At 65.4% G+C, this 25,262-nt stretch carries 18 protein-coding genes; 10 read left to right on the forward strand and 8 right to left on the reverse strand.

Features of this window, described 5'->3' with window-relative positions; all coding sequences use genetic code 11:
• The first annotated feature begins 74 nt into the window (after positions 1–74).
• Positions 75–2,402, forward strand: coding sequence for a family 10 glycosylhydrolase (locus ABFE16_13590; GenBank protein MEN6346327.1), 2,328 nt, complete (start codon positions 75–77; stop codon positions 2,400–2,402).
• 103 nt (positions 2,403–2,505) lie between these two features.
• Positions 2,506–4,176 (forward strand): trehalase family glycosidase, encoded by a 1,671-nt coding sequence (locus ABFE16_13595; GenBank protein ID MEN6346328.1) that lies wholly within the window; start codon positions 2,506–2,508, stop codon positions 4,174–4,176.
• Here the strand turns inward: ABFE16_13595 and ABFE16_13600 are convergent.
• The 6 genes from ABFE16_13600 to ABFE16_13625 form a co-directional block, all read right to left on the reverse strand.
• Positions 4,166–5,917 carry a hypothetical protein gene (locus ABFE16_13600; protein ID MEN6346329.1) on the reverse strand — a complete coding sequence of 584 codons (1,752 nt, stop codon included), beginning with the start codon at positions 5,915–5,917 and terminating at the stop codon, positions 4,166–4,168. The genes ABFE16_13595 and ABFE16_13600 overlap by 11 nt on opposite strands.
• 76 nt (positions 5,918–5,993) lie before the next feature.
• Positions 5,994–6,362, reverse strand: a complete 369-nt coding sequence (locus ABFE16_13605; GenBank protein MEN6346330.1) for a cupin domain-containing protein — start codon at positions 6,360–6,362, stop codon at positions 5,994–5,996.
• 52 nt (positions 6,363–6,414) lie between these two features.
• Entirely contained in the window at positions 6,415–7,587 is a 1,173-nt protein-coding gene (locus ABFE16_13610; protein MEN6346331.1) for an alpha/beta fold hydrolase, read from the reverse strand.
• A gap of 76 nt (positions 7,588–7,663) precedes the next feature.
• Positions 7,664–11,563, reverse strand: a complete 3,900-nt coding sequence (locus tag ABFE16_13615) for a hypothetical protein (GenBank protein ID MEN6346332.1) — start codon at positions 11,561–11,563, stop codon at positions 7,664–7,666.
• 113 nt (positions 11,564–11,676) lie between these two features.
• On the reverse strand, positions 11,677–12,303 hold the full coding sequence (locus ABFE16_13620) for a trimeric intracellular cation channel family protein (protein MEN6346333.1): 627 nt from the start codon (positions 12,301–12,303) through the stop codon (positions 11,677–11,679).
• A gap of 30 nt (positions 12,304–12,333) precedes the next feature.
• Complete coding sequence (locus ABFE16_13625; GenBank protein ID MEN6346334.1) at positions 12,334–13,227, reverse strand: sugar ABC transporter permease; 894 nt, start codon at positions 13,225–13,227, stop codon at positions 12,334–12,336.
• Positions 13,228–13,312: 85 nt separating this feature from the next.
• Here ABFE16_13625 and larA point away from each other — a divergent pair, with 85 nt between their 5' ends.
• Together larA and ABFE16_13635 are read left to right on the forward strand one after the other, a co-directional pair.
• Complete coding sequence (larA, locus tag ABFE16_13630; GenBank protein MEN6346335.1) at positions 13,313–14,671, forward strand: nickel-dependent lactate racemase; 1,359 nt, start codon at positions 13,313–13,315, stop codon at positions 14,669–14,671.
• A 32-nt stretch (positions 14,672–14,703) separates the two neighbouring features.
• Positions 14,704–15,378 (forward strand): class I SAM-dependent methyltransferase, encoded by a 675-nt coding sequence (locus ABFE16_13635; GenBank protein ID MEN6346336.1) that lies wholly within the window; start codon positions 14,704–14,706, stop codon positions 15,376–15,378.
• 140 nt (positions 15,379–15,518) lie between these two features.
• On the opposite strand, the gene ABFE16_13640 is transcribed toward ABFE16_13635, so the two are convergent.
• The gene (locus ABFE16_13640; GenBank protein ID MEN6346337.1) at positions 15,519–16,367 is read right to left on the reverse strand and encodes an N-6 DNA methylase; all 849 of its coding nucleotides are present in this window, start codon (positions 16,365–16,367) and stop codon (positions 15,519–15,521) included.
• 175 nt (positions 16,368–16,542) lie between these two features.
• On the opposite strand from ABFE16_13640, the gene ABFE16_13645 reads away from it, so the two are divergent.
• The 6 genes from ABFE16_13645 (at position 16,543) to ABFE16_13670 (ending at position 23,127) form a co-directional block, all read left to right on the forward strand.
• The gene (locus ABFE16_13645) at positions 16,543–17,844 is read left to right on the forward strand and encodes a phenylacetate--CoA ligase (GenBank protein MEN6346338.1); all 1,302 of its coding nucleotides are present in this window, start codon (positions 16,543–16,545) and stop codon (positions 17,842–17,844) included.
• A 117-nt stretch (positions 17,845–17,961) separates the two neighbouring features.
• Complete coding sequence (gene iorA / locus ABFE16_13650; GenBank protein MEN6346339.1) at positions 17,962–19,752, forward strand: indolepyruvate ferredoxin oxidoreductase subunit alpha; 1,791 nt, start codon at positions 17,962–17,964, stop codon at positions 19,750–19,752.
• A 114-nt stretch (positions 19,753–19,866) separates the two neighbouring features.
• Entirely contained in the window at positions 19,867–20,469 is a 603-nt protein-coding gene (locus tag ABFE16_13655) for an indolepyruvate oxidoreductase subunit beta (protein MEN6346340.1), read from the forward strand.
• Positions 20,470–20,586: 117 nt separating this feature from the next.
• Positions 20,587–21,888 (forward strand): phenylacetate--CoA ligase, encoded by a 1,302-nt coding sequence (locus ABFE16_13660; protein ID MEN6346341.1) that lies wholly within the window; start codon positions 20,587–20,589, stop codon positions 21,886–21,888.
• Positions 21,889–21,893: 5 nt separating this feature from the next.
• On the forward strand, positions 21,894–22,340 hold the full coding sequence (locus ABFE16_13665) for an amino acid-binding protein (GenBank protein MEN6346342.1): 447 nt from the start codon (positions 21,894–21,896) through the stop codon (positions 22,338–22,340).
• 40 nt (positions 22,341–22,380) lie between these two features.
• Entirely contained in the window at positions 22,381–23,127 is a 747-nt protein-coding gene (locus ABFE16_13670) for a hypothetical protein (GenBank protein MEN6346343.1), read from the forward strand.
• Positions 23,128–23,191: 64 nt separating this feature from the next.
• Here ABFE16_13670 and ligA read toward each other — a convergent pair whose 3' ends face one another.
• A complete protein-coding gene (gene ligA, locus ABFE16_13675; GenBank protein ID MEN6346344.1) occupies positions 23,192–25,234 on the reverse strand; it encodes an NAD-dependent DNA ligase LigA in 2,043 nt (680 codons plus the stop codon).
• Positions 25,235–25,262 lie beyond the last annotated feature (28 nt).

Genomic DNA, 25,262 nt, shown 5'->3' on the forward strand with positions numbered 1-25,262 from the left:
CCTTTTCCTTGCGTCCGAATCGGCCTCGGCCGTGATCCGGTCGGGGCAACAGCCGCACATCGGAGGACTCTGACGTGTCGTCTCCGTCGGTGACGAGACCGGCCCTGCGGCTGGTCCTGGCAGCGGGTTTTCTGTGCTCCCTGACTGCTCTGGGAGGCTGCCGTCGCGCCCCGACAAAGCCGGTCTACCGCAGCACCGCCATCGCCCTGGTTCAGTCCCCGGTGCCGATCGACGAGAACAACCCGGACAGCAAGACGCGGCTGCAGTACTTCAATGTGGTGGCCGATGCGCTGACGCGGGCGGGCGTCACTTACCACGTGCTCAGCGAGCAGGAAGTGGCCCAGGGCGCCCTGGACCGCTTCGCAGTAGCGATCTTCCCCTACGTGTACAGTTGGACGCGCGAGGCCGAGGGTGCCGTTCTACGCTATCTGCGCTCCGGGGGCAAGGTCTTTGCGTGCTACCGTCTTCCCGACAGCCTGGCGAAGGAACTCGGCGTCAAGATCACGGGCGCTCGCTTCGACAGCGGGGATCACTTCGACCGTTGCGTGCTGAGCAGTCCCGGCCTGCCGGGCGCGCCGGAGGTCTTCGTCCAGCATTCCTGGCACGTCACGCTCGTGCGGCCGGACAGCCCCGATGCGCGGGTCCTATACACCTGGCAGGACGCTGACGGCAAGGGCAGCGGCGAGCCCGCGCTGATCCTCTCGCACAACGGCGCGTACATGAGCCATGTGTTCACCAAGACCGATCGCGAGGAGAAGGCCGGCGCCCTGGTTGCACTCCTCGGCTACTTCCTCCCCGGGATCTGGCAGAAGTGTGCGCAACGGGCTGTGATGGATGTGGGGCGCATCGGGACGGCCCGCAACCTGGCGGAACTGCGCACCCTGGTTGCCGAGGCCCAGGAGCAGAAGCGCGCCAAGGGCGCTGACGAGTTCCTCGATGACGTGGAAGACCTGGTGGGCCGCGCCGAGCAGGCTGCGCAACATGCCCGCTATGCGCGCTCGATTCACCTGTCGATGGCAGCACACCGGCTGGCCGTGTACGCCTACGTCAGGACCTTGCCGACCCGCGTCTGCGAGATGCGCGGCGTGTGGATCAGTAACCCGCAGGGCATCAAGAGCTGGGGCTGGGATCGCACGATTCGGCAGGTAAGCCGCATGGGCTTCAACGCCGTCTTTGCCTTCATGGGGTCCGCCGTCGAGGCGGCCTACCCGAGTGTGGGGCTACCCCGTTCGCCGGCGGCGAAGGACAAGGACCGTCTCGCCGAGTGCCTTGAGGCCTGTCAGGAGTACAACGTCGAGTGCCATGTGTGGAAGTACATCTTCTACCCGGGGCGTCTCTCGCCGGAGCTGTACAAGCGCCTGCGCGACGAGCAGCGACTGCAAGTAGACCGCTACGGGAACACGGTGCCCTGGCTGTGTCCCTCCGACCCGCGCAACTTCGAACTGGAGCGCAAGGCCATCGTCGAGATCGCCCGCAACTACGACGTGGCCGGGATCCATCTGGACTACATCCGCTTCCCCAACGTTGACTGCTGCTATTGCCCGCGCTGCAAGCGGCTCTTTGAGGCCGCCCTGGGTCTCCCCTTCCCGCGCTGGCCGCAGCAGTTGTTCAACAGCAACTACTATGGCCAGTACCGGCGCTGGCGACGCGACTTCATCTCGCGCTTCGTGCGCACCGTGCATGCGGAGGTCGAGAAAGTCCGCCCGGACGTGAAGCTGTCGGCGGCGGTCCTGCCCTCGCTGAACGTCGAGGCTGACCGCTGCGGGCAAGAGTGGCAGACCTGGGTGCAGAGCCACTTCCTGAGCTTCGTCTGCCCGATGGACTACGCGCTGGATGTCGACTACTACCGCCGACTCGTGCGAAGCCAGGTACAGCACGTGAACGGTGAGGTGCCGGTGTACGTGGGTCTCGCCTCGTGGCTGGCGCAGGACCTGACCGACCTGGCCGAGCAGATCCGCCTGGCTCACGACCTCGGGGCAGATGGGTACGTACTCTTCCACGGCGAGGACCTGACGCTGGTGAACGACTGGATGCCGGAGCTGCGCAACGGGCCGACCATGATCAACGCTGTCACTCCGCACTCGGGACCGCCCACGGGACTGCGGTTCACGGCCGGGGTGACACCCGGTAGATTCGGATGGGAAGCAGTGCGTGGCAAGCCGGTCACTGTGGCCGCCTGGGTCGCTCGTCGGGCCGGCGTCAGCAGCGCCCGACTGCAACTGCAATACCTCGATGGAACCCTCGCCGAGCAAGGCCCGTGGCTGCGTCTGGATCGTCGCAGGGAAGCCGAGTTCACGCCGCCACCGGGCGAGTATCGTCCGGTGATCGTCGGCCGATTTCGCTCGCGACCCTTTGAGAGTCGAGGGCGTATCTTGCGGGTTCTGGAGCCCGGCGAGAGGTAGTCGGGGCTCGCACGGCGCAGTAACCTGCTGCGCCGTGGCATGAGATGGATAGGTACTGCAACCGTGCGCCTGCACAAGGCCGCGGGAGAAAGGAAGCTGCTTCATGACCGCCACAACACCAAACCTACCGAACCTCTGGGGACGCGGACAGCTCCTGGCGTTCTCGGGTCTTGACGGCCATACCGATCACGACCGGCCCTTCGTGCTGCACACCGGAGCGGCTCTGGGTGAGTTGCTGCTGCGTCTCCCGGCGACCGCAGAGATCAACTTCCAGGGCCTGCCGGCACTCGAGACGAACCTGCTGCTGGGCGACTGCTTCGAGGCCACAGGGCCTGGTGGGAGACTTGCTTTCGCCTTCGCCGACCATCACACGCTTGCCGGAGAGATGCCGCAGGGGGTCACACTGGTGGCTGGTGGTGCTCCTGTCACTTCCGAGCCGGCGATCGTTGCTGCCGGGATGGGCCTGAAGGTCTTCGCCTGCGTCCGAGGGACTCGCTGGTGCCTGCTGGCCGCTGAGGACGAAGCGCAGGTGGCAGGCCGAGTCGACGCTGCCCTGGCGGCAGACCTCGATCGACTGGTGGCCGAGCGCTCGCGGTACGTCCGGGAGTTCCAAGTGCCCGCGGGTCTCGACTCCGGTGACGAGCGCCTGCTGCGCAAGGCGGTCTCCGTGATGAAGGTGAACACGGAAGCGCCCTGTGGGCGGATTGGCCGGCGCTGGACGACTCCGGACCGATGGCCGCACCGTCACATGTGGCTCTGGGACTCGGCCTTCCACGGGATCGGTCTCTCCTACGTTGACCCCGACCTGGGCAAGGAGGCCGTTCTGGCGATGCTCGAGCAGGTACAGCCGGACGGGATGCTCCCGCACATGGTGCTGCCCAAGGACCCGCCTTCGAAGATCACGCAGCCGCCGGTGCTGGCCTGGTCGGTCCTACGCTTGCTTCAGGCGACCGAAGACCACGCCTGGGCGGCCGAGTGCATGCCCTACCTGATGCGCTACCTGGACTGGATGCGGCTGAACCGCGATCGGAACGGGAATGGACTGCCGGAGTGGTTCATTGAGGGGGAGCCGCTCTGTCGCTGTGGGGAGTGCGGCCTGGACAACTCGCCGCGCTTCGATGCCGCAACTTTGCTGGATGCAACGGACTTCTCGAGCCTGCTGGCCTCCGACTATGGGTGCCTGGCGCAGATCGCCCGGCAGGTCGGAAAGCAGGGGATTGCGGAGCCCTGTGAGGCCTACACCGACAGAATCCGGACAGCCGTGAACGAGTTGCTGTGGTCGGAGGCAGCGGGGCTGTACATGGACCGCGACTTCGAGGGTCACCTGTCCGAGGTGAAGGCGGTCACGGGGTTCTTCCCGCTCTTTGCCGGCATCCCCTCAGCCGAGCGTGCCGAGAGGCTGCGCCAGCACCTGCACGATCCACGGACCTTCGCTGCGCCGGTGCCGATCCCCAGCGTCTCGCTGGACTGCGGCCGCTATTCGAAGGACATGTGGCGTGGACCGGCGTGGATCAACACTAACTACGTGGTCTGCTCCGGGCTGCGACGCTATGGCTTCAACGAAGAGGCAGACCGGCTCAAGGAGCAGACCATCGCCGAGGTACGACGCTGGTATGAGACCGAGGGCTGCGTCTTCGAGTACTACGACTCCCTCGGGGTAACCTCACCGAAGGACCTCGACCGCAAGCAGCGGCTCATCAGCGGCAAGGGCATGGCGCCGATCTCGGATTACCACTGGACGGCGGCTCTCACCGCGGCTTGGCTTATGGAGTGACGCCCGCCGGACCGACGTCCTTCCAGTCGATACGGAAGACCCGTACGCTCGGCTGGTAGTTCCCGGTAGCCTGCACGCCCTGCAGCCAACGGTCGCGGTCGATCTCGAAGCAGGCGATCTCGGTCATGTGGAATAGCGGGCTGCGGTCGAGGCCGAGATAGGCGGCGAACTCGAACAGCGCCTGGGCATCTCCCGTCTGCCGACTGGGCAAGGCCAGATACTGGGCACCCCGGTCCTTCAGGTACTGGTCGACCTTGTCGTCAAGCTGGTAGCGGACGAACTCGGTGTCGGTGAGGCCGCCCAGGTCGATGATCGGGTGATTGCCGAAGTAGCGCAGAGCACCGATGTCGTAAGCGCCCACCGGAGCCCCGGGCGGGAGCTCGCGTGCCAGGTACTCGGCGGCTGCGATTCGTGCGTTGCGCATGTGGTCGAGATTCGCCCCATACACGCCGCGCCAGTAGCCCACGTCGGCGACCACGATCAGCGCCACTGCGAGGGCAGCGGCAGTTGCCTTCCACTGCTTGCGCCACGGGACCATCAACCCCAGCCCGACCAGCCACCACAGTAGCAGGTGATTCACGGCCTGGTAGCGGGTGGCGGTGCCTGTGTCCGGCAGCAGGACCAGGTAAGTGAGGTTGTGCAGCAGAGCCCAGACCCAGACGCCGATGGTGCCAAGGACGAGCGGGCTGGTGGGCCGAAGGTCGCTCCCTCCCGGGGCCTGCAAGTCGCGGGAGCGCAGGAACCGCGCCACCTCGCGTGCCCCCCGCACAAGCAAGGGGATGACCACGAAGACGAACAGCGCCAGTCCGAGCACCGACAGCCGCACCGCAACCGCAGCGCCCAGATTCTGCTTGAGCATCAGCGCCGGTCCGGGCATCGCGACCGTCCCGAAGACATAGGCGACCAGGTAGCCCAGCCACAGGAGCACGAACAACGGCTGAGCGGCTCCCGTCCACAGCCCCAGCGCCGGGACCTTCTGTAGGAAGTGCTCGATTGCGTCGCCATGAACGACACGCTTGCCCGCGAAAGTCGTCGGGAGCCAGTGCCCGGTGTTCTGGTGGACGTAGAGCACCCAGGGTGCCGCCACCACCGCTGCGAGGATTGCCGCCGTCAGCCAGCTTCCCCAGCGCACCGAACCACCACGGCGCAGGCGCAGCACCTCAAGCAGCAGCACCGTCGGCGCCAGGACCAGACCCTCGGGTCGGCACCAGAAGGCGAGACCGATCCCCACGCCGACAGCCCACCACGAATCGCGCTGATAGCAGGCCAAAGTCAGCAACCCCAGCGCGAGGAACATCGTCGTCTCCATCCCCGAGAGCGTGAACCAGAGGACGTTGCCGGAGAGCGCAAAGAGCCCGGCGATCAGCACTGCGCCGAGGGGCACGCGATCCGGCTCACTCTCCGGGCGCAGGAACATCGGCCGAGCCAGTGCGCACACACACAGGGTCGCTACGAACAGCGACAAGATGCCCAGCACGTTGGCGCCGATCACGGGGTCGATGCCGAGCTTGATGCCGCCCGCCAGAAGCAGCGGCCACAGAAGGCTGGTGGTTCCAAGGCCCCGGAACTCGCCGGGATTGAACTCCAGCGTCCCGCGAGCGGCGAGACTCTGGGCGTACTGGAAATGGATGTAGGCGTCATCCATGGGGAAATAACGTTGATGACCGGCCAGGAGTATGGCCGGCCCGAGCAGCGAGATTCCCAGCAGGATGAGCCAGGTGGCGCAACGGGGAAACGACAAGGAAGAGGTTTTCAACAGCAAGTCCTTAGTTACTCTGCGGTCGCAGATCGCCCAGGCCGGTTGGGTCGCGACGCCGCTACTCGATGGCCCTTGTCAGGCGGTTTGACGCCGAGTAGCAGACGACCATCACCACCGGCGTGTCGCCCGTGTTGACCGCGTTGTGCTCAGTGTTCGCAGGGATGCGGATCAGGTCTCCGGCCTGCAGCGTCACCACCTGTTCGTTCAGGTAGTGCTCGCAGCGGCCCTCGACCACGTACAGCAGCTCCTCGCAGTTCGGGTGCGAGTGTAGAGCGTTGGCGACCCCGGGGTCAATCCGCACGGCCCCGAAGGTCTGCTCGGCGTCCGGGCAGATCCGGTCGTTCATTAGCCAGGTGATCGATCCCCACGGGAAGGACTCGCGGGGCATGCTGTCCAGACTCGTCACGCAGGGCTTCTCGCCGAACATCCTCCACACCTCGCGCAAGTCTTGAGATCAACCGGACAGCCTGAGAGGGAGCTCAGAACTCCACCCGAAACTCATGCCGTCCCGGACCGGGACTGGCGACCAGGTGAGTGCCCTCGACCTGCATACCCTCGGGCAAGGTCTTGGGTGCTGCCAGACCCAGTGCCGAGAGGTCGACGCGAAGCTGAGCCACGTCGGTCGCCTCGAGAGTCAGGACCGTCGTCTGTGCCCTGGTGTCCCTGGTCAGGACGTCACCGGCGCGGACAAGGATGGCCGTGCAGCGGCCAAATGTCAAGGGTGCGCTCGGTCCGAGCTCCAGCCAGAAGTAGCTTTTGGCCTCGTCGGTCACGAGGTCCAGCCTCTTCGGCGGCACCAGGGATCGCACCTTCGTCGCGGCCCAGTCGAGGCCCTCACTGACCCGTCCCTCATGCCCGGCATCCCAGGAATGGAAGATCACCTGATGGCCTGGAACGTCGCGCAGTCGGTAGTAGCTGCGCCAAGTCTGGTCGGTCCAGATGATCGGATCCTTGTCGCCATGGCCGATGTACAGCGGGACGTTCGCAGCGTTGGTGATCAGCGTTCGAGGCGACCGGCGAGCGTACTCGAAGTCGACCGCCGGACTCGCACCGGGCTCGCCACCACAGACCGCAGCGATATGCGGAGCGTAACTGTTCTTCTGGGCGAACCAGTCGGCCAGGTCCGTCACCGGGCACCAGGCTGTGCAGGCAGCGAAGATATCCGGATACTTCGCGGCCATCATGCAGGTCATGTGGCCGCCGCCGGACTCGCCCACCATATAGATGCGACGGTCGTCGACCGGATAGTGGGCCTTCATGTAGTTGATCGCGTCCAGCACATCGTGCTGGGCCAGGATCGACCCACCGGCCTCCGTCGGCGTGGGGTTCGTGCTCAGGTTCGGCCCACGGAAGTCCGGGCAGACCAGAAGCCAACCACGCCGGGCAGCTTGCCGGCCATAGTCCCCCACTCGCTGCAGGTAGTTGGCCGACCAGGTGTGCAGGCCCACCAGCAAGGGCAGCTTCTCCCCTGCCTTCTCAGGCTCGGGAGCGCCGCAGACGACGGACTGCAGCTTCCCGTCCACGGAGGAGGGGATGCGGACTTCGCTCAGCGTGAGGCTCTCGACGACGGGCAAGTGGGTGCCGGGAACGTCCGCCGTCACGGACACGATGGGGCCCGTAAGTGCAAGGACGGTCAGCGCATGCTGCAGCATCAGCCATCTCCTCGGTACCTGAAGCAAGGGTGCGGAGGCAGCCCGCAAGCCACCTCCGCACCATCGGTCTGTAAGGCTATTGGGTCGGCTTGGCCTCGCGCTTCACGAGCCGAACCCAGTCGATCTGCAGCTCGCAGGGAGCCGCAGCGCAGTCCAGACGCAGTTGGGTGATCATGCCCGTCCACTCCGGGTTGTCGGACAGGTTGACGGTTACCTCATGGAACTGCCCATCGGCCGGGAGATCGAAGGACTTGCTTCGCGTTGCCGACATCCCACCCTTGGCAGCGAAGAACACCTGGCCGCCGGGCAAGGTCGCCTTCGCCCGGAAGGTGACGCCGGAGTACTTCGAGGCGTCCACGAGCAGGGCCGGTGAGCCGATGTAGGGATCCCCACCGGTGGCCTTGACGATGAGGTTTCCATCGCGGACCTCGAGCCCCTCGACGTCGTTCATCCCGATCCAGCCCTGCACTCCCTCGTTGAAGTCCCAGGAGGTCTCGCCAAAGCTCGGCTCCATGACTGTTGCCCGGGTGATGCGGACGGTCCGCGCTGACTGACCATACTGCAGCTTGAGGGTCACGCAGCCGATGTCGGCGCGGTAGGACCAGCCCTCCGGGGTGTCGATCGTGCCGGGGCGCTTGGACAACTCAACGCCATCGACCTCGATCTGCGTCGGCTCGGCAATCGCCATCACGGTCGTGTAGGCGGTGTGGCCGGCATCGTAGCGCAGGCCGAAGCTCAGCACACCCCGATCGAGTTTGGGGTCGGAGATGCGCGGCGCCGAGCTGATGCTGATGCTGATGCGCTTGCCGCTGTCGCGCACGACCTCGGTATCGACGCCCACGGGAGCGCCCAGGATACCGAGGGCATTGGTCATGATCCGTCCGGGGGCGAGCATGCAGCCGACGCATTCGACGTCGCTGATGACTTCCCAGTTGTCGGTGTAGGTGCCGTAGTCTTTTTCGCGCGTGCTCTGCTGGTTCATGCCCGAGATCGTGACCATCTCGGCGAAGTGCTTCCAGGGCATGGACTTGTCCCAGCGGTCGAGCTCAAGCAGAACCCGAGCCCATTCCAGGCCATTCCACTGCACCGGTCGCGCGAACCAGCTTCCGGTGTAGAAGGTGGCGCCGAAGACCGGGATCGAACCGCCGAGCATCAGCGGCCGCTGCTCCGGAGCCTGCCACATGTACACGAAGGGCAGTCCGGTGCGGGCCCAGTAGATTGCATCGTCCAGGTAGCTCTTGTCACCCGTGAGCTGGTAGCCCAGCAGGTAGACTTCGCAGGCATCGGCGGAGGCGAGGATGTCCGGCGTGTGCACCGGCACTTCCCAGACCTGTGACGCACGCGGGATCTTGAACCGGCGCATGAACTTGAGGGTGCGCAGACCGGCGTCCAGGGCCTGTTGATCGCCGGTGCGCAAGGCGTCAGTGAGCAGGCCACGTACATCGCGAGCGCAGATACCGGACTCCGCTGCACCCTCGACACCAAGCACAGCGGTCTTCTCGTTGGGATGGAAGCTGTACTTCCCATCCTCGGGAGCGCCGAGGGCACCGGAGCGGGCCCTCGTGAGAGCACTCGACATCGCCGGCGCGGGATTGCCGAACTCGTGCAGAGCAAAGCCCAGGTCAGACTTGTCGGCCAGTGAGAGACCCTTCTCGGTGAGCTTGTCGGCCCAGGGTCGATCCATCAGCCTCCGGGCGGCAATCACATAACCGTTGAGCGCAACGTCCATGTTGCGACCGGGTGCCCAGCCGATGACCCCCATCCAGCCTTTGGCCTCTTCGTTCCAGAGGATGTCCTCGTAGGCCTTGAGCGACATCGTAAGGGTGTCTTCGTAGCTGCGGGCCTTCGGCGGGAGATCAGGCAGCCCGAAGCGTTGGAAGTACAGGTCCATCGACTGCAGGACCTCGCCCTTCGCCAGGGCATACAGGCTGGCGGTCAGTGTCAGCCCCTTGCCTGCCTTCAGCTCGTAAGGGGTCGCGGCCAGCAACTCGTTCGCCTTCATCCAGTCCGGGATCGAGGGCAGGCACAGGCCGAGCAGATGGTTGCCGTGGCCCTCGACGAAGTTCGGCGAGGCGAAGACCGCCGTCGGCTTCTGGTGCTCGCCGTCCCACTTCTGCAGCGGGTTCCACATCAGCCCGGCGATGGCGCCATCCTTCTGGATCGCCATGCTGGGCACGGTGACGGTGTTGGGATGCGGCGCAAACCTGACGTTCTTCGGCGCTGCGATGTCCAGGGTGCTGGAGGACTTCTCGCCGGCCTCCATGTACTCGACGCCCGGGAACAGCGCGAGGTCCTGCTTGTCGCCGAAGCTGCCCTCGCCGACCCACATCCACGGTCCGCGCAGGGCGCTCAGGCTCAGGTCCTTGTCGGTCGCAAGCGCGTAGGTGGCGTCGATCCACGGGTACTCGCCGGAGACCGAGAGGATGACTTCGCTCCGCACCTGTGCCCCGGCAATCTGCGCAGTGCCGGTCAGGCGCAGCGTCGCCTTGCCCTCGCCGACCTCTGCCTTCGCCTCCTGAGCCGGAAGGTCGAGGAGCTTGCCGTCACCCGCAAGGGCTACCGACATCAGCTCCGGCACGACCGCCATGAGCTTCGGCTCTCCGGTACTCAGGGCGTAGAGCCGCCCGGAGAGGTACCCGGACTTGCCCTTCGCCCAGACCAGCATCACCTTGTTGTTTGCGATCCAGGCGCTTGAGGTCGACACCTGGGCATCCGGTTTCTGGGTCGGCTTGACCGCCGCCGCTGGAGGTGCAGCCATGACTTCGACGGTGCCCACATCGGCGCGGCCGTCATTGAGGGTGAAGCTGATTCGTCCCTCGGTGAGCGGCGTGTACTCCCAGGTCACTTCAGTCGTCTCGAAGGGCTTCAGGGACCGCACGGCGCGGCTCGCGCCGCCGATGGAGACTGCTCCCGCAGGGCCGGCGACCTTCACGGTGGCTCCAGTCAGGACCTCGCCGCCGCTGTTGCGCAGCTTGGCCACCAGTCGACTCCGCTGGCCACGGGAAGGCAGCGCCTCCTGGGTCGTGAGGGAGAGCAACTGCAACTGGGCCGGACCCAGGGGACGATCGCTCAGCGTCATCCGGCGGAGAGTGACCTTGGTTCCTACCGGGCCGGACAGTTCCAGAGAAAGGCGCTTGAGGTCGCCGCTGTAGTACTGGCACTCCCGCGGATCCAGGTTGACGCTCTGGGTTCCGGCAGGGATCTTCAGCTCGACCGAGTTGCGGGCCGGGAAGGTGGCCTCCTCCGTCGCGCTCCAACTCAAATGGCCGGTGAGCGGCGCATCGCTGGTGAGCTGCAGGTAGAGGTACTTGAAGTCGGCGGCCTTGAGATCCAGCGCCGAACTGACAAGCTGAGCCCGCTCCGCGGAGAACTGCGTCTGTGCCCCGCCATCGCCCGGGAGCAGCGGGTTGCCGCCCGAGCTGCAGACCCAGCCGGCTACGTCGCGAGAGAAGTCCCAATCGCCGCTCTTCGGGTCATGCTGGGTGATGGGGCCCTGCACGATCCGGAGGTAGTCGATCTCGAAGGTGGCGTCCTCCGGTGGGTCCATCCGCAGGCGAGTGATCTGCCCGTCCCACAGCGGGTACAGGTAGTACACATGCCACTGGTTGTCGGGAAGGCAGGCGAAGGACCGTTCCTTGCCCGCCACAAACCCGGCGTCCGTCCCGGCTGTGGTGTTGGCCCAGAAGAACTCAGCCGACTTGCCCTTGTCGTTCTTCATCCGGATTTCGATGTACTGGAAGCTGTTGCCCTGAATATCGAAGGCATTCTCTCGGGAGGCATGCATGTAGGGGTCGCCGTCGGTAGCCGCGCCCTTGAGACTGCCACCCGTCACCTCGAGTGCGCTGAGGGAGTGAGTCGGCGACCAGCCCTCGGTGTCACCGTCCTTGTTGAACTCCCACTGCTTGAGTATCTGCTGGCCCGAGGCCAGCGAACACGCCAACAGCACGAGCAGACCTGCGACTACCAAACGCCTCATGGGGCACCTCCGACTCGTAGTGGGGCGGTCTTGGCTGTACAGGAGCTTCAGCTTCGCCGTCGAGGCCCGCGCTCTGCGGGTCCCGGGTACGGTCATGTCTCAGAGGCAGGCGGCTACTCGGACTCCTCGGCGCCGGCAGTCTCGACCTCTCCCCGAGGAAGTCGCCAGCCGAAGATGATACTCAGGACGCGAAGGATGATCGTGAGTCCGGCGGACACACAGATGGCGGCGGTGTCTCCGGCGCCGATGCGGAGCACAGCCCAGAAGGCGAGAGCCCCCAGGATACTGGCCGAGGCATAGATCTCCTCGCGCAGCACCACCGGCACGTCACCGGCCAGCAGGTCACGCAGAAGCCCGCCGCCGACGCCGGTCAGGCAGGCCATGGTGACGATGCCGACCAGGCCCGTGTCTGCCTGCTGGGCCTTCATCGCCCCGATAGCGGTGAAGACCCCGAGACCGATGGCATCGAACAGAAGCAGCGGTCGCTCGGTTCGGGCAAAGAGCCGGTACAGCAGGAACACCGCTCCGGCCGTCACCACCGACAGCAGGACGTAGGTGGGGTCTTCGAGCCAGAAGAGGCGGTTGTCCAGCAGCGCATCGCGGATCGTACCGCCACCGATGGCGGTGACCAGCGCCAGCACGGCGATACCGAAAGCATCCAGGCCCTTGCGCACCCCTTTTAGAGCGCCCGATACGGCAAAGGCCGTGGTGCCGAGGTAGTCGAGCAACTGCAAAATCAAGGGCGTCCTCCATCGTGGCCCCGGTGGAACTCAAGCTGCTTCGAGGCCCGTCTTTGCACAGACCCGGGTATAGACGATCGAGAAGGCCAGCAGGAAGGCAAAGGTCAAGGTGGCCATTGCATAGCCGGGACCGTAGTCGCGGTTCCACAGAGCGGTCTTGTATAGATAGGTAACGATGATGTGAGTCTCGTTCGCCGGTCCGCCCTCGGTGAGGGTCCAGATGATCGGGAAGGAGTTGAACACATAGATGGTGTTCAGCAGCACCGCCACCAGGAGCACCGGCTTCAGCAGTGGCAAGGTGATGCGGCGGAAGCGCTGCCAGATCCCGGCGCCGTCGATCACTGCGGCCTCGTACAGGTCCTCGGTGATCGACTGCAGCCCCGCGAGCAGCACAACCGAGGTGAAGGGAATCGAGACCCAGATTCCCACCAGGATCACCATCACCAGGGCCGTCGTCGGGTAAGCCAACCAGGCAGGCTCAGTACCCAGCTTCACCAGCCCCAGGTTCATCAGGATTCCGTTCAGCGGCCCCTGGGTGGGGTGCAGAATCCACTTCCAGATCGCTGCACTGATGACCAGCGAAGTAGCCCAGGGCAGCAGGATGATACCCCGCATAAGCCGCTGTCCGGGCAGCTTCTCGTGGAGCACCAGCGCCACCAGAATCGAGATAGCGATCGTGAAGGCCACGACCGCAAGGGTCCAGATCAGCGTGTGGGGAACGACCCGCCGAAGGAAATGCTCGTCGGTGAGCAGCCAGCGGTAGTTGTCCAGAGTGCCGAAGTGCTGGGGGTTGCCCAGCTTGTCCACCTGGCAGAAGGACGCCACCACGGTCCGGCCGATGGGGTACAGGATCACCCCACCCAGCAGGATCGCGGCAGGTGTGAGACACAGATACGCGAGTATCGCTTCTGACCGCTTCTTCATCGCTGCCACCTTTCCCCGTCGGGCCCGAAGCGACCTGCCCGGCATCGGCCATTGACCCTTCCCTACAGACTCCGATACACTCGGTGTGCCCAAACCGATAGGAAAGGCCCAGGCAAAGCTCATGCAGATACAGTTGCGCTACGGCAAAGATGGTCTTGTGGTCGAAGTGCCTGACGGGAATCTCGCCCACCTCCTGCGGCTGAACCATCTTCCGATCCTCGAAGACGCGCCGGCAGCCACCCGACAGGCTCTCGCCGAACCGATCGACACGCAGCCTCTCGCTGAGCTCGCTCGCGACCGTCGCGACGCCTGCATCGTGGTGTCCGACATCACGCGTCCCGTGCCCAATGGACTGCTGCTGCCGCCGATTCTGGAGGCCCTGGAATCCGCCGGACTGCCACCCGAGCGCACCACCGTGCTGATCGCCACGGGCCTTCATCGGGGCAACACTCCCGAGGAGTTCGCGGTCATGGGTCTTGAGGCGGCCCTTGCCAGGGGTGTTCGCGTCGAGAACCATGAAGCCCGCAACCGCGACCACCACGAGTACCTTGGGCAGACCTCGCTGGACCTTCCGGCCTGGGTTGACCGGCGCTACGTCGAGGCGGACCTGCGGATTCTCACCGGCCTGGTCGAGCCGCATTTGATGGCCGGATACTCCGGCGGTCGCAAGGCCATCTGCCCCGGTCTGTGTGCGGTGGAGACCGTTCTACGCTGGCACAGCCCGCAGATCCTTCAGGCGCCCGAGGCCTGCGCCGGGAATCTGCGCAATAATCAGGTGCACGCCCAGGCGCTGGAGATTGCTCGACTCGCGGGCGGAGCGGACATGATCGTGAACGTGACCCTCGACGAGAAGCGCAACGTCACCGGGGTCTTCGCCGGGGAACTGGAGGCTGCACACCTGGCGGCAATGGAAGTGGCCGAGAGGCAGACCAAGGTGGTGCTGGAGGAGCCGGTCGACATCGTGCTCACCACGGCCGCCGGGTACCCTCTCGACCTGACCTTCTACCAGGGCGTCAAGGGCATGATCGGCGCTGCTCCGATCGTCAAGCAAGGCGGCACGATCCTCATCGCCCAGGAGAACGCCGAGGGCATCGGTGGTCCCGAGTACACGGAGCTCATGCTGGGGATGACCAGCCCTCAGGAGTACCTGCAGCGAGCCTTCCGAGGCGAGGTGTGCTGCATTGACCAATGGCAGGTGCAGATGCAGGAACGGGTGCTACGCAGGGCCGAACTGATGCAGTATTGCACCGGGCTCGACCGCGCCACCCTCGAGAAGCTCTTCGTCAAGCCCGTGTCCAGCGTCGAGGAGGGTCTCAAGGAGGCCCTGGCGCGTCACGGGTCACAGGCCCGCATCGCCGTGATTCCCGAAGGGCCCTATGTTCTGGCCTGCCTGCGTGACGACCCCGTCGGGTCGCGCTCTGTGCGCGAGATGGTGGAAAGCTAGAGACACCATATCGAGTTGGAGGTGCGCAGACGGTGCGCTCCTGGGACGATCTATTTGAGCAAGCTCGTTTTCACTGGCGCGAACCCGACCCCGGGGTCGTGACCTGCGCTTCTCGCTGGAAGGCGGAGGGCCGTCACAAGGTCTATGACCTGGGCTGCGGTGCCGGTCGGCATCTGGCGTACCTGGGTGCCGAGGACTTCGAGGTGTACGGCACCGATGTGGCGCCGAAGGGACTGGCGGCCTGCCGCCGGTATCTGGACGAACTCGGGCTCGAGGCGCGTCTCGTCCAGGCCGACATGATCGCCGCACCCTTCGCCGATGAGTCCTTCGAGGCGGCCATCAGTACCAATGTGTTGAACCACGGCTCGCGAGCGAGGCTGCAACTGGCTGCGAACGAGCTGTTCCGGGTCCTGATGCCGGGGGCGGAGGCCTTCCTGACCGTGCTCAACACCCGTGACTGGCGCCACGGCAACGGTGCGCAGATTGAGCCGGGCTCCTTCGTCCTCGCCGACGGTCCCGAGGCCGGAATCCTGCACCACTTCTTCTCCGAGCCGGACCTGCGCGACTGGCTGAAGGCCTTCGAGATCCTGCACCTTGAGCGCGAACGTGGTGAACTCAAGCTCAGCACTCGCCCCGACGATCGCCCCGTAATCCGCGACGGCTGGGCCGTACTTCTCCGCAAGCCGCGACACCCCAAATCGCCCTGAGGGCGACCGACAGCGCCGGACTGACCTACCGCACCGCCGCCATCAGGGGATTGAGAAGGCAAGCCAGTCGAAGGCGCAGGCGTCTCGGGGCAAGCTCAGCCCGGCCAGTGATAGGAGCGCGACGAGACAGCGCAAGTCGGTCATACCCAGTCCTTCCTCTCAGGCAGCTTCGCCCTCCAGGGACGACGTGGCGAGACCACCTCTTCCCCCTTCTGCCAGTGCGCAAGGAGCTCCGGCAGCTCGTTCGGAGTGCCCTTGAGGCCGATGCTGTCGACCTCCGCGAGCAGCACCTGGTGACCCTCCGGTGCAGGCTCGTGCTCGGCGATGGCAAGGCAGGTCTTTGCCGTGATCCCGCCGGCGGAGAAGGTCCGCCTTGGCAAGCCCACAACAGCCTCAAGGGTGACGTGCTCCAGGAGCCACTCTCGCACGAACCGCCAGCGCGTGTTGGAGAAGATGCCCTCCGGCAGCAGAATCGCGAGGTATCCACCGGGGCGGCACAGGCTCACGAACCGCTCGACGAACAGGACCTCTATTGGTAGGCGACGCAGGCTCTCTGCAGCGCCGACCTTGCCCGCGGTGCGGATTCGGGCCAGTTCGTAACGCTCCAGGATGGTCTGTAGCATACCGGTCTCGGCTTCCTTGAGCCCGGTGCCTGCGTAGGGCGGATTCCCGACGACCCAGTCGAAGGTCCCATCAGGCAAGTCGCTCAGCAGGCCGTCGGCAACCTGCAGATGGACCCGCTGCGTCGGGCCCTGGCCCCATTCGCTCCAGGAGTCAGCCAGCGTGGCGTCCTTGTCCACGCCCCAGACGCCGTCAAGCTCGACAAGACCAAGCTCGAGGGCGCGGCGCAGGAAGATGCCATCTCCGCAGGCAGGATCGACGAGACGCCGGCAGCCACCACCGGAGCGCCACCTCAGCGTCTCAAGGGCGAAGTCGACGACGGTCTGCGGAGTGAAGAACTGCCCCAGATGACGTTGGCGAGACCTCATGCCCGTCGGTTCTCCGCCGTGCACCAGGCTTCCTTCCAGGCTTGTCTGACCTGTTCGGGCGGCAGGTCGTAGGAGGTTCCCGCATCTTGACACTTCTCCCCCGGCAGGACTATCCTTTTGCCCCGAAGCGAGGTGACTCAGGTCGGGGTCGAAAAGAGACCCCGGCGCTCTTTTCATGGCTGATTACTACGAGGCCGAGTTCCTTACCCGGCGACACATCGAAGAGGTCCAACTTTCCGCCCTCCGGGGTGCCATCGACCGTGCCAAACGTGCCCCACATTACGCAGAGGCACTGTGCGGCATCTCCCCCGGTGACATCAAGACCCTCGACGACATCCGCAAGCTCCCCTTCACCACCAAAGACGACCTGCGCCAGGGAATGCCCTACGGGTTCCTTGCGGTCCCCAAGGACGACGTCGTGCGCATGCACTACTCCTCGGGCACCACGGGCGTCGCGACTGCCATCTATCATACGCGGCAGGACCTTCAGTGGTGGGCGGAGTGCGTGGCTCGGGGCATGCGCGGCATCGGCGTGACCGAGTCCGACGTTTTCCAGAACATGATGGGCTACGGCCTCTTCACCGGCGGTCTGGGTCTGCACTACGGCGCTGAGCTGGTCGGCTGCATGACGATTCCTGCCGGCGCCGGCAATACCCAGCGCCAGGTCCATCTGATGCAGAACTTTGGCACGACGGTCGTGCACATCCTCCCCAGCTATGCCATGAAGGTCGTCCACTACTGCGAGGAGCACGGCATCGACCCCGCCAAGGACCTGCAAGTGAAGTACGCCTTCCTCGGCGCCGAGCCGCACACCGAGAACATGCGTCGGCGCATCGAGGAGATGCTGCACTGCAAGGTCTATAACTGCTTCGGTCTCTCCGAGATGTGTGGCCCCGGCGTCGCGCTGGAATGTCCGGAGCAAAACGGCCTGCACCTGCGCGAAGACCACTATCTGGCCGAGATCATCGACCCCGAAACCCTGGAGCCGGTCGCGCCGGGCGAGCAGGGAGAGCTGGTCCTCACCACTCTCAACCGCCAGGCGAACCCCTTGATGCGCTACCGGACCCGCGACATCACCTCCCTCATCGAGGAGCCCTGCGCCTGCGGTCGCGAGCACCGGCGCATCACCCGGATCGTCGGCCGCTCCGACGACATGTTCATCGTTCGCGGCTGCAACATCTACCCGATTCAGGTCGAGCGCATCCTCATGGATGCCGACGAGGTCGGTTCGAACTACCTCATCACCCTGGAGACCGCCGACGATCTGGACCAGATGACCGTCGCGGTGGAGCTGCGGGCCGACGTGTTCTTTGATGACGTGCGCAAGCTCGACAGCATCCGGCAGCGCATCGCCGAGGAGCTCAAGCACGAGACGCTGGTCTCGCCCCGGGTGGAGCTCGTTCAGCCCAACACACTTCCCACCACCGAGGGCAAGGCCGTGCGTGTCGTCGACAAGCGCGAGCGACCCGTCGGCTGAGTTGACCCTCCGTCCCCCAGTTCCCGCCACGCAGCAACTGGGGAGGCGACAAGCACGAAGCATTGCCAGACCGCCGCGGAGACCCCGCGGCGCGTCTGACCAAGAGGAGTACTGTTGATGCCGCAACGTATGGTCCTGTCCGGCAATGAAGCGATTGCGAGGGGAGTCTGGGAGGCTGGAGTCGGCTTCGCCTCCGGGTATCCCGGCACACCCTCTTCTGAGATTCTCCCGGCCCTCAAGTCCCTGGGCGACGCCTATGTTGAGTGGTCGACCAACGAGAAGTGTGCGCTGGAGGCTGCTGCTGGTGCGTCTCTGGCCGGCGCTCGGTGCCTCGTGACCATGAAGCACGTGGGGCTGAACGTCGCCGCCGACCCCTTCTTCACTCTCTCCTACACCGGCGTCAAGGGTGGCCTGGTGCTCATCAGCGCCGACGACCCCGCCATGCACAGCAGCCAGAGTGAGCAGGACAACCGGAACTACGCGCGCGCCGCCAAGGTGCTGATGCTCGAGCCCTCCGACAGTCAGGAATGCTACGACTTCGCGCGGCGGGGCCTGCAGCTCAGCGAAGACTTCGACACGCCGGTGATGCTGCGCACCACCACCCGCATCGCTCACAGTGACGGCATCGTCGAGGTCGGCGAGCGCACGGCTCTCGATCGGCCCTGCGAGCCAACTCTGGACCCGCACAAGTATGTCACGATCCCCGCCTGGGCTCGTGAGCGACGCGTGAAGGTCGAGGAGCGGACGGGAGCACTGCGGGCCTTCGCCGAGGAGACCGACCTCAACCGCATCGAGCCCGGCGATCCCTCCGTGGGCATCATCGCCTCGGGCGCCGCCTACCAGTATGCTCGCGAGGTCATGCCGCAGGCCTCCTTTCTCAAGCTCGGAATGACCTGGCCGCTACCGCCGGAGAAGATCCGCAGCTTTGCCGCCGGCGTAGAGAAGCTGTATGTCGTGGAGGAGCTTGACCTCTTCCTCACGGATCAGGTCAAGGCGCTTGGGATCGCTGTCGAGGACCTTCCCGCGGATCTGCAGATCGGCGAGCTCTCCCCGGAGCGTCTCGCGGCTGCCTTCGGTGACCTGGTCGATCCGGCGCTTGCCGGAAGGGCCTGCCCGGCCGATGCAGACACCGGTGATGCCGCCTGTCTCGTGGGCCTTCCCCCTCGGCCGCCCGTCTTGTGCCCTGGTTGCCCGCACCGCGGCGTGTTCCTGACTTTGCGCAAGCTCAAGGCCTTCGTCACCGGTGACATCGGCTGCTACACCCTCGGTGCCCTGCCGCCGCTCAATAGCCTGCACTCCTGCCTGTGCATGGGAGCAAGCATCGGCGAGGCCCACGGCATTGAGTGCGTGTGCGGCAAGGACGGCAAGACAGTGGCCGTCCTCGGCGACTCGACCTTTGTGCACTCGGGAATCACCGGCCTCGTGAACATCGCCTACAACGGCGGAAGCAGCGTCGTCGTGATCCTGGACAACTCGACCACCGCCATGACCGGCGGGCAGGATCATCCGGGCACCGGCGTGACGCTCAGCGGTCGCCCCGGCCGCAAGCTCGACCTGCCGGCGCTGTGCCGTGCGGTGGGTATCGAGGACGTACAGGTGGTCAATCCGCGCGACCTCAAGGCCACAGAGGAGGCGCTCCGCAAGGCCCTGGCCTCCTCGGAGCCTGCGGTAGTCATCGCGCAGTGCCCCTGTGTCCTGGTCTCACGCAAGCGGGACAAGCCCTACGTAATCGACGAGGACAAGTGCATCCGCTGCGGGTTGTGTGTGCGCATCGGCTGCCCGGCAATCGGTGTGCGAGCAACTGAGGACCCGAAGAAGCCACAGCCCTTCATCGACAGCGACCTGTGTGTCGGCTGTGCGCTCTGTGCCCAGACTTGCCCGAAGGCTGCCATCTCGCAGACCGAGTGAGGACGTGGGCTCAGGCCGTGTCGGCAGCCCAGGACTTCCCGAACCATGAAGAGAGGACGCATTGCTGTGAGTGCGACCCAATCGAACACAATGGCGGCACCCCAGGAGGGTGTCTTGTCGTCTGAAGCACGACCAACCAACGTTCTGCTCACCGGCGTCGGTGGGCAGGGCATCATCACCGCCGGCAAGGTGATGGCCGAGGTCGCTCTGGCCGCAGGCTGGCAGATCAAGAAGAGCGAGATCCACGGGATGAGCCAGCGTGGTGGCTCGGTTGAGAGCCACGTGCGCTTCAGCAAGACCGGCCATGTCTACTCGCCGCTCATTCCCCTGGGCGAGGTGGACCTGGTGATGGCCTTTGAGGCCGTCGAGGGTCTCCGCGCGATTGCCACAGCCCGGCCCGACGCGCTGGTGCTGGTCGACGACCGGCAGATCATCCCGACCTCGGTGACCTCCGGGGCCTTCGAGTACCCGCAGGACACGCTCAAACGGCTCTATGCCAGCGGTCGCCGAGTACACGTGGTCAGCAGCTTTGACCTTGCCTGCGAGGTCGGCGAGCCGCGCGCAGCGAACATCGTGATGTTGGGCGCCGCAAGCCACTTCCTGGACTTTGGCGAGGAGGCCTGGCAGGAGGCGCTTCGGCGTATCGTCCGCCCGAAGGCGCTGGAGATCAACCTGAAGGCCTTCGCGGCGGGAATCGCAGCGGTACAGGGCGAATAGAGTTCAGCATCAGGCGCCTGTCGGGGCCCGTGCTCGCGACAGGGGTGACCGGATCGCATCGGGCTGCGAAGGCGGCACGGTGATGGCTGGTCGCACAGACCCTATGGGGGTGCTACCATGATTTGGGACCCGTACCTCGAGTGCATGGATGTCGAGCAGCGCGCTCAACTGCAGGTTCGGCGTCTCCGCGACACTGTTGCGCGGTTGGCGGTCAACGTTCCGCACTATCGGTCCAAGTTCAAGGAGCTCGGAATCAATGCCGAGGACATAAGGTCCCTGGACGACTTGCGGCGCCTGCCCTTTACCGAGAAGGACGACCTGCGCGACAACTACCCCTATGGGCTGTTTGCCGTACCGATGGAGGAGATCGTGCGCCTGCACGCCTCCTCGGGTACCACCGGCAAGCCGACCGTCGTCGGCTACAGCGCCAGTGACATCGAGACCTGGGCGGAGTGTACCGCGCGAGCCATCGGCTGCGCCGGCGGCAGTCCGCACGACATTCTGCATGTCTCCTACGGCTATGGGCTGTTCACCGGCGGCCTGGGCCTGCACTACGGTGGAGAGCGCATGGGCTGCACCGTTCTGCCGATGTCGGCCGGCAACACCGAGCGGCAACTGATGATGATGGTGGATATGGGCAGCACCATTCTGGCCTGCACGCCCTCCTATGCTCTGACCCTGGCCGATGCGGCGAAGGATCACGGTGTCGGCCCGGATGACCTCAAGCTCAAGAGCGGCATCGTCGGTGCCGAGCCCTGGAGTGAGGGCTCCCGCAATGCCGTGGAGCAACTCCTCGGGCTGTCGGCTCATGACATCTACGGCATCAGCGAAGTCATGGGACCGGGCGTGTCGATGGAGTGCGACGCCAAGAACGGTCTCCACGTCTTCGACGATCACTTCATCCCGGAGATTGTGAACCCGGAAACCGGCGAGCCGGTGCCTGATGGCGAGTATGGCGAACTGGTCTTCACCTGCATCACCAAGCGCTGCCTGCCCTTGATCCGGTACCGCACGCGGGACGTCAGTTGCCTGCAGCACGGCGTCTGCTCCTGCGGACGGACTCACCCGCGCATGGGGCGCATCCGCGGGCGGACCGATGACATGCTCATCATCCGTGGCGTCAACGTCTTCCCGTCGCAGATCGAGCACGTGCTCTTGGGCATCGAGGAAGCTCAGCCGCACTACCAGCTCATCGTGCGCCGGGAGGGACGTCTAGACGTGCTGGAAGTGCAGGTCGAGGTGGCGCCGGAGCTGCTCACTGACACTGTCCGGCGTCTGCAAGAGGTCGAGAACAAGATCGCCCACGCGATCTACACAACCTTGGGCATCAGCGTTGACGTCAAGCTGGTTGAGCCCAAGACCTTAGCACGCAGCGAGGGCAAGGCCAAGCGCGTCCTCGACCTGCGCGAGGGAGTGTGACCCCGGTGACCGACCGTCTCACCAAGCAGGTGTCCGTATTTCTGGAGAACAAGTCGGGACGGCTGGCGGAGGTGTGCCAGACCCTGGGCGCCAACGGCGTTAACATCCGCGCGCTGTGCATCGCAGATACCTCGGACTTCGGGATCCTGCGCATGATCGTTGATCTACCCGAGGCTGCCGTCAGTTGCCTGCGCGACTCCGGGTTCTCTGTCGGCGAAACCCATGTGCTCGCGGTGCAGATCCCAGACGTTCCCGGGGGCCTGGGCGGTGTCCTGAAGCTGATGGGCGAGCCCGAAGTCAACGTCGAGTACATGTACGCCTTCTTCACCACGGTCGAGGGCAATGCCGTGGTCGTCTTCCGCGTGTCCGAGGAGCAGACCCAGTCCGTCATCGACATGCTGACTGCCGGCGGTGTACGGATTCTGCCCGCCGCGGAAGTCTACGCACTCTAGCAGCCCGGGCACCAGTCGGCAGCAGGTCGGAGGTGTTTCCATGCAGCCCTCCAAGAAGGCCATGCCGGGCCCGATCGTGGCCGGCGTGATTGTGTTGCTGGTGGTCATCGGCCTGGTCCTCCATTTCACGCGACCCGGTCCCGAGCCACCAGTCGAAGCCGGCAACCTCGAGGTCATGCCGCCAGAGACGGTTCAGAACGCTGAGCCGGCTGAGGCTGTGACCGAGGGCGAGATCGAAGAGCCCGCCGCCAACGAGGAGAAGCGTCCCGAGAAGGCCTCCGTCGGTCCCAACCTGGAGACCGTCGAGGAGGACATCGTCGCACTGGCCAAGAAGCGCAACCCCACCCTCGTGTATCAGGTGGACGGTCATCGCCGCGACTGGCAGGAGATCACGCTCTACGCCGGGCCGGAAGAGGGAAAGTGGACGAAGCTGGTCCACTACAAGTGGGAGAACGGCAAGTTCGTACACGCCGGCGACGGGCCCTTCCCCGAGGAGAGCAAGTCAGCCGGATCTGCGAGCGAAAAGGCCGAGGCCCCGCTGACCAAGGAGGACTTGGCCGGCGTCCCGCCGGAGATGCGTCCCAGTGAAAACGCCGCCCTGGAAGCGGCCCTGATGGATGTGCCCAACTGGACCGGGAAGGTCGTCTCGCATAGCTCGGACTGGGCCCGGGTGACCGTACGGACCGGCCCGCCGAAGGCGGCACCAGTGTCCGAGGTCCGGTTGCAGTGGGACATCAAGAAGCAGTGCTATGACGTGGTCTCGACCAGGCCGGTGCATGACCAGTAGGCTCCGGCCACAGACCCCAACCCATGCCTCGCAACCTGAGCGCTGCCCCCTCGCGGGGCAGCGCTTACAGCAACCGGGGCTGCTCGCCGGCAGGCCCTTGCTGGTTCAGCAGCTCGCGGAACTGCGCCTCGTTGAGCGTCTTCACGCCCAGTTGCAGGGCCTTGTCGTACTTGGAGCCCGGCTCCGCACCGACCAGCACATAGTCGGTGCTCTTGGACACGCTGGAGGTCACCCGCCCGCCGCGCTTCTGAATCTCCTCCGTCGCCTGTTCGCGCGTGAACCCCTCCAGCGCCCCCGTCAGGACGAACTTCATCCCGGCGAGCGTCCGCTCACCCTCTGCCGGGGCCTGCTCCTCAAAGGTCACCCCTCGGTTGAGGAGCTGCTGCACCACACGCCGATTCCCCTCGTCGGCGAAGAATCGCTGGACGCTCTCGCCGATCTGCGGGCCGATCTCGTGGATGGTCTGCAGCCGCTCCAGCGGCGCGTTCATGATGGCTTCGAGGCTCCCCAGTCCCTCCGCCAGGACTTCGGCCACATGCTCTCCCACATGCAGGATGTTGAGGCCCACCAGGAACCGCGGTAGCGTGGTGTGCTTGCTGCGCTCGATGGCCTCGAGGAGGTTCTGCGCCGACCGGTCGGCCATCCGCTCCAGGACCACCAACTGCTCCTTGCGCAGGTCGTAGATGTCCGGCAGGTGGCGCACCAGCCCCTCCTGCACGAAGATGGCGACCCACTTCTCCCCAAGGCCCTCGATGTCCAGCGCGCCCTTGGAGGCGAAGTGCTCGATGCGACCCTCGATCTGCGCCCGGCAATCCAGCGACGGGCAGCGGGTGATCGGGTCGCCCGCCTCACGTTGCACCGGCGTTCCACAGACCGGGCAGCGATCGGGGAGCCGGAAGGGCGTAACCTCCGGCGGCCGCTCCTCAAGGACCACCTTGACGATCTGCGGGATCACGTCTCCGGCGCGCTGAACGACGACCGTGTCGCCGATCCGCACGTCCTTGCGGTCGATCTCGTCCTGGTTGTGCAGGCTCGCGCGGCTCACGGTCACTCCACCAAGCTGCACCGGCTCCAGCACCGCAACCGGGGTGATCGAGCCAGTGCGGCCGACGCTGGCGAGGATGTCGACGACGACCGTCGTCTCCTGTCGCGGGGCGAACTTGTAGGCGATGGCCCAACGAGGGTCGCGTGAGCGCACGCCCAACTCCTCCCGCAGGGCGAACTCGTTGACCTTGAAGACCGCGCCGTCGATCTCGTAGGGCAGGCTGTCGCGAAGCTCCTCCAGGTGAGCGTGGTACTCCAGGATCTCCTCCACCGAGTGGCAGAGGCGGCACAGGTCGTTCACCGGGAAGCCGTACTGAGCCAGCTTCCCGAGCATCTCCTCCTGCGTCTCGATCTCGATGCCCGCCGTCCGGCCGAGCGCATAGCTCACGAGCGCCAGCGGCCGAGACGCTGTGATCGTCGAGTCAAGCTGGCGCACACTCCCGGCGGCGGCGTTGCGAGGGTTGGCGAAGAGCGCCTCACCGGCCTCCTCCCGCCGCAAGTTCATCTCTTCGAAGCCTGCGAGGGGCATGTACACCTCGCCGCGAACCTCAAGCAGCGAGGGGACCGGCAGCCCGTAAGTCCCGCGCAGGCGTAGCGGCACAGTCTTCACCGTGCGCAGGTTGTCGGTCACGTCCTCGCCAATCGTTCCATCGCCGCGAGTGCCCGCAGCCACCAGAACCCCGTTCTCGTAGACCAGCTCAATGGACAGGCCGTCGAACTTCGGCTCACCCATGTAGGTGACGGCGTCGCCGACCGTCTCCCGCACACTCCGGTCAAAGGCTCGCACCTCCTCCTCTTCGAAGAGGCTCTGCAGGCTCATCATGGGCACTTCGTGCCGGAACTGGGGCAGGTCGGTTCGCGGTGCCGCGCCCACTCGCTGTGTGGGCGAGTCTGCGGTCACCAGCTCGGGGTATTGGCCTTCAAGCTCCTGCAGGCGTCGGAACAGGCGGTCATACTCGGCATCAGAGACGACCGGGGCGTCGAGGACGTAGTAGTTGTAGTTGTGTTCGTTGATCTCATTGCGGAGGCGTTCAGCCTCCTGCCGGATCTCCTCTGTCAGCATCAGCATCACCGGGGAAAGCGATAGGTGG

The organism is Armatimonadia bacterium, assembly GCA_039679385.1.
Classification (GTDB): domain Bacteria; phylum Armatimonadota; class Zipacnadia; order Zipacnadales; family JABUFB01; genus JAJFTQ01.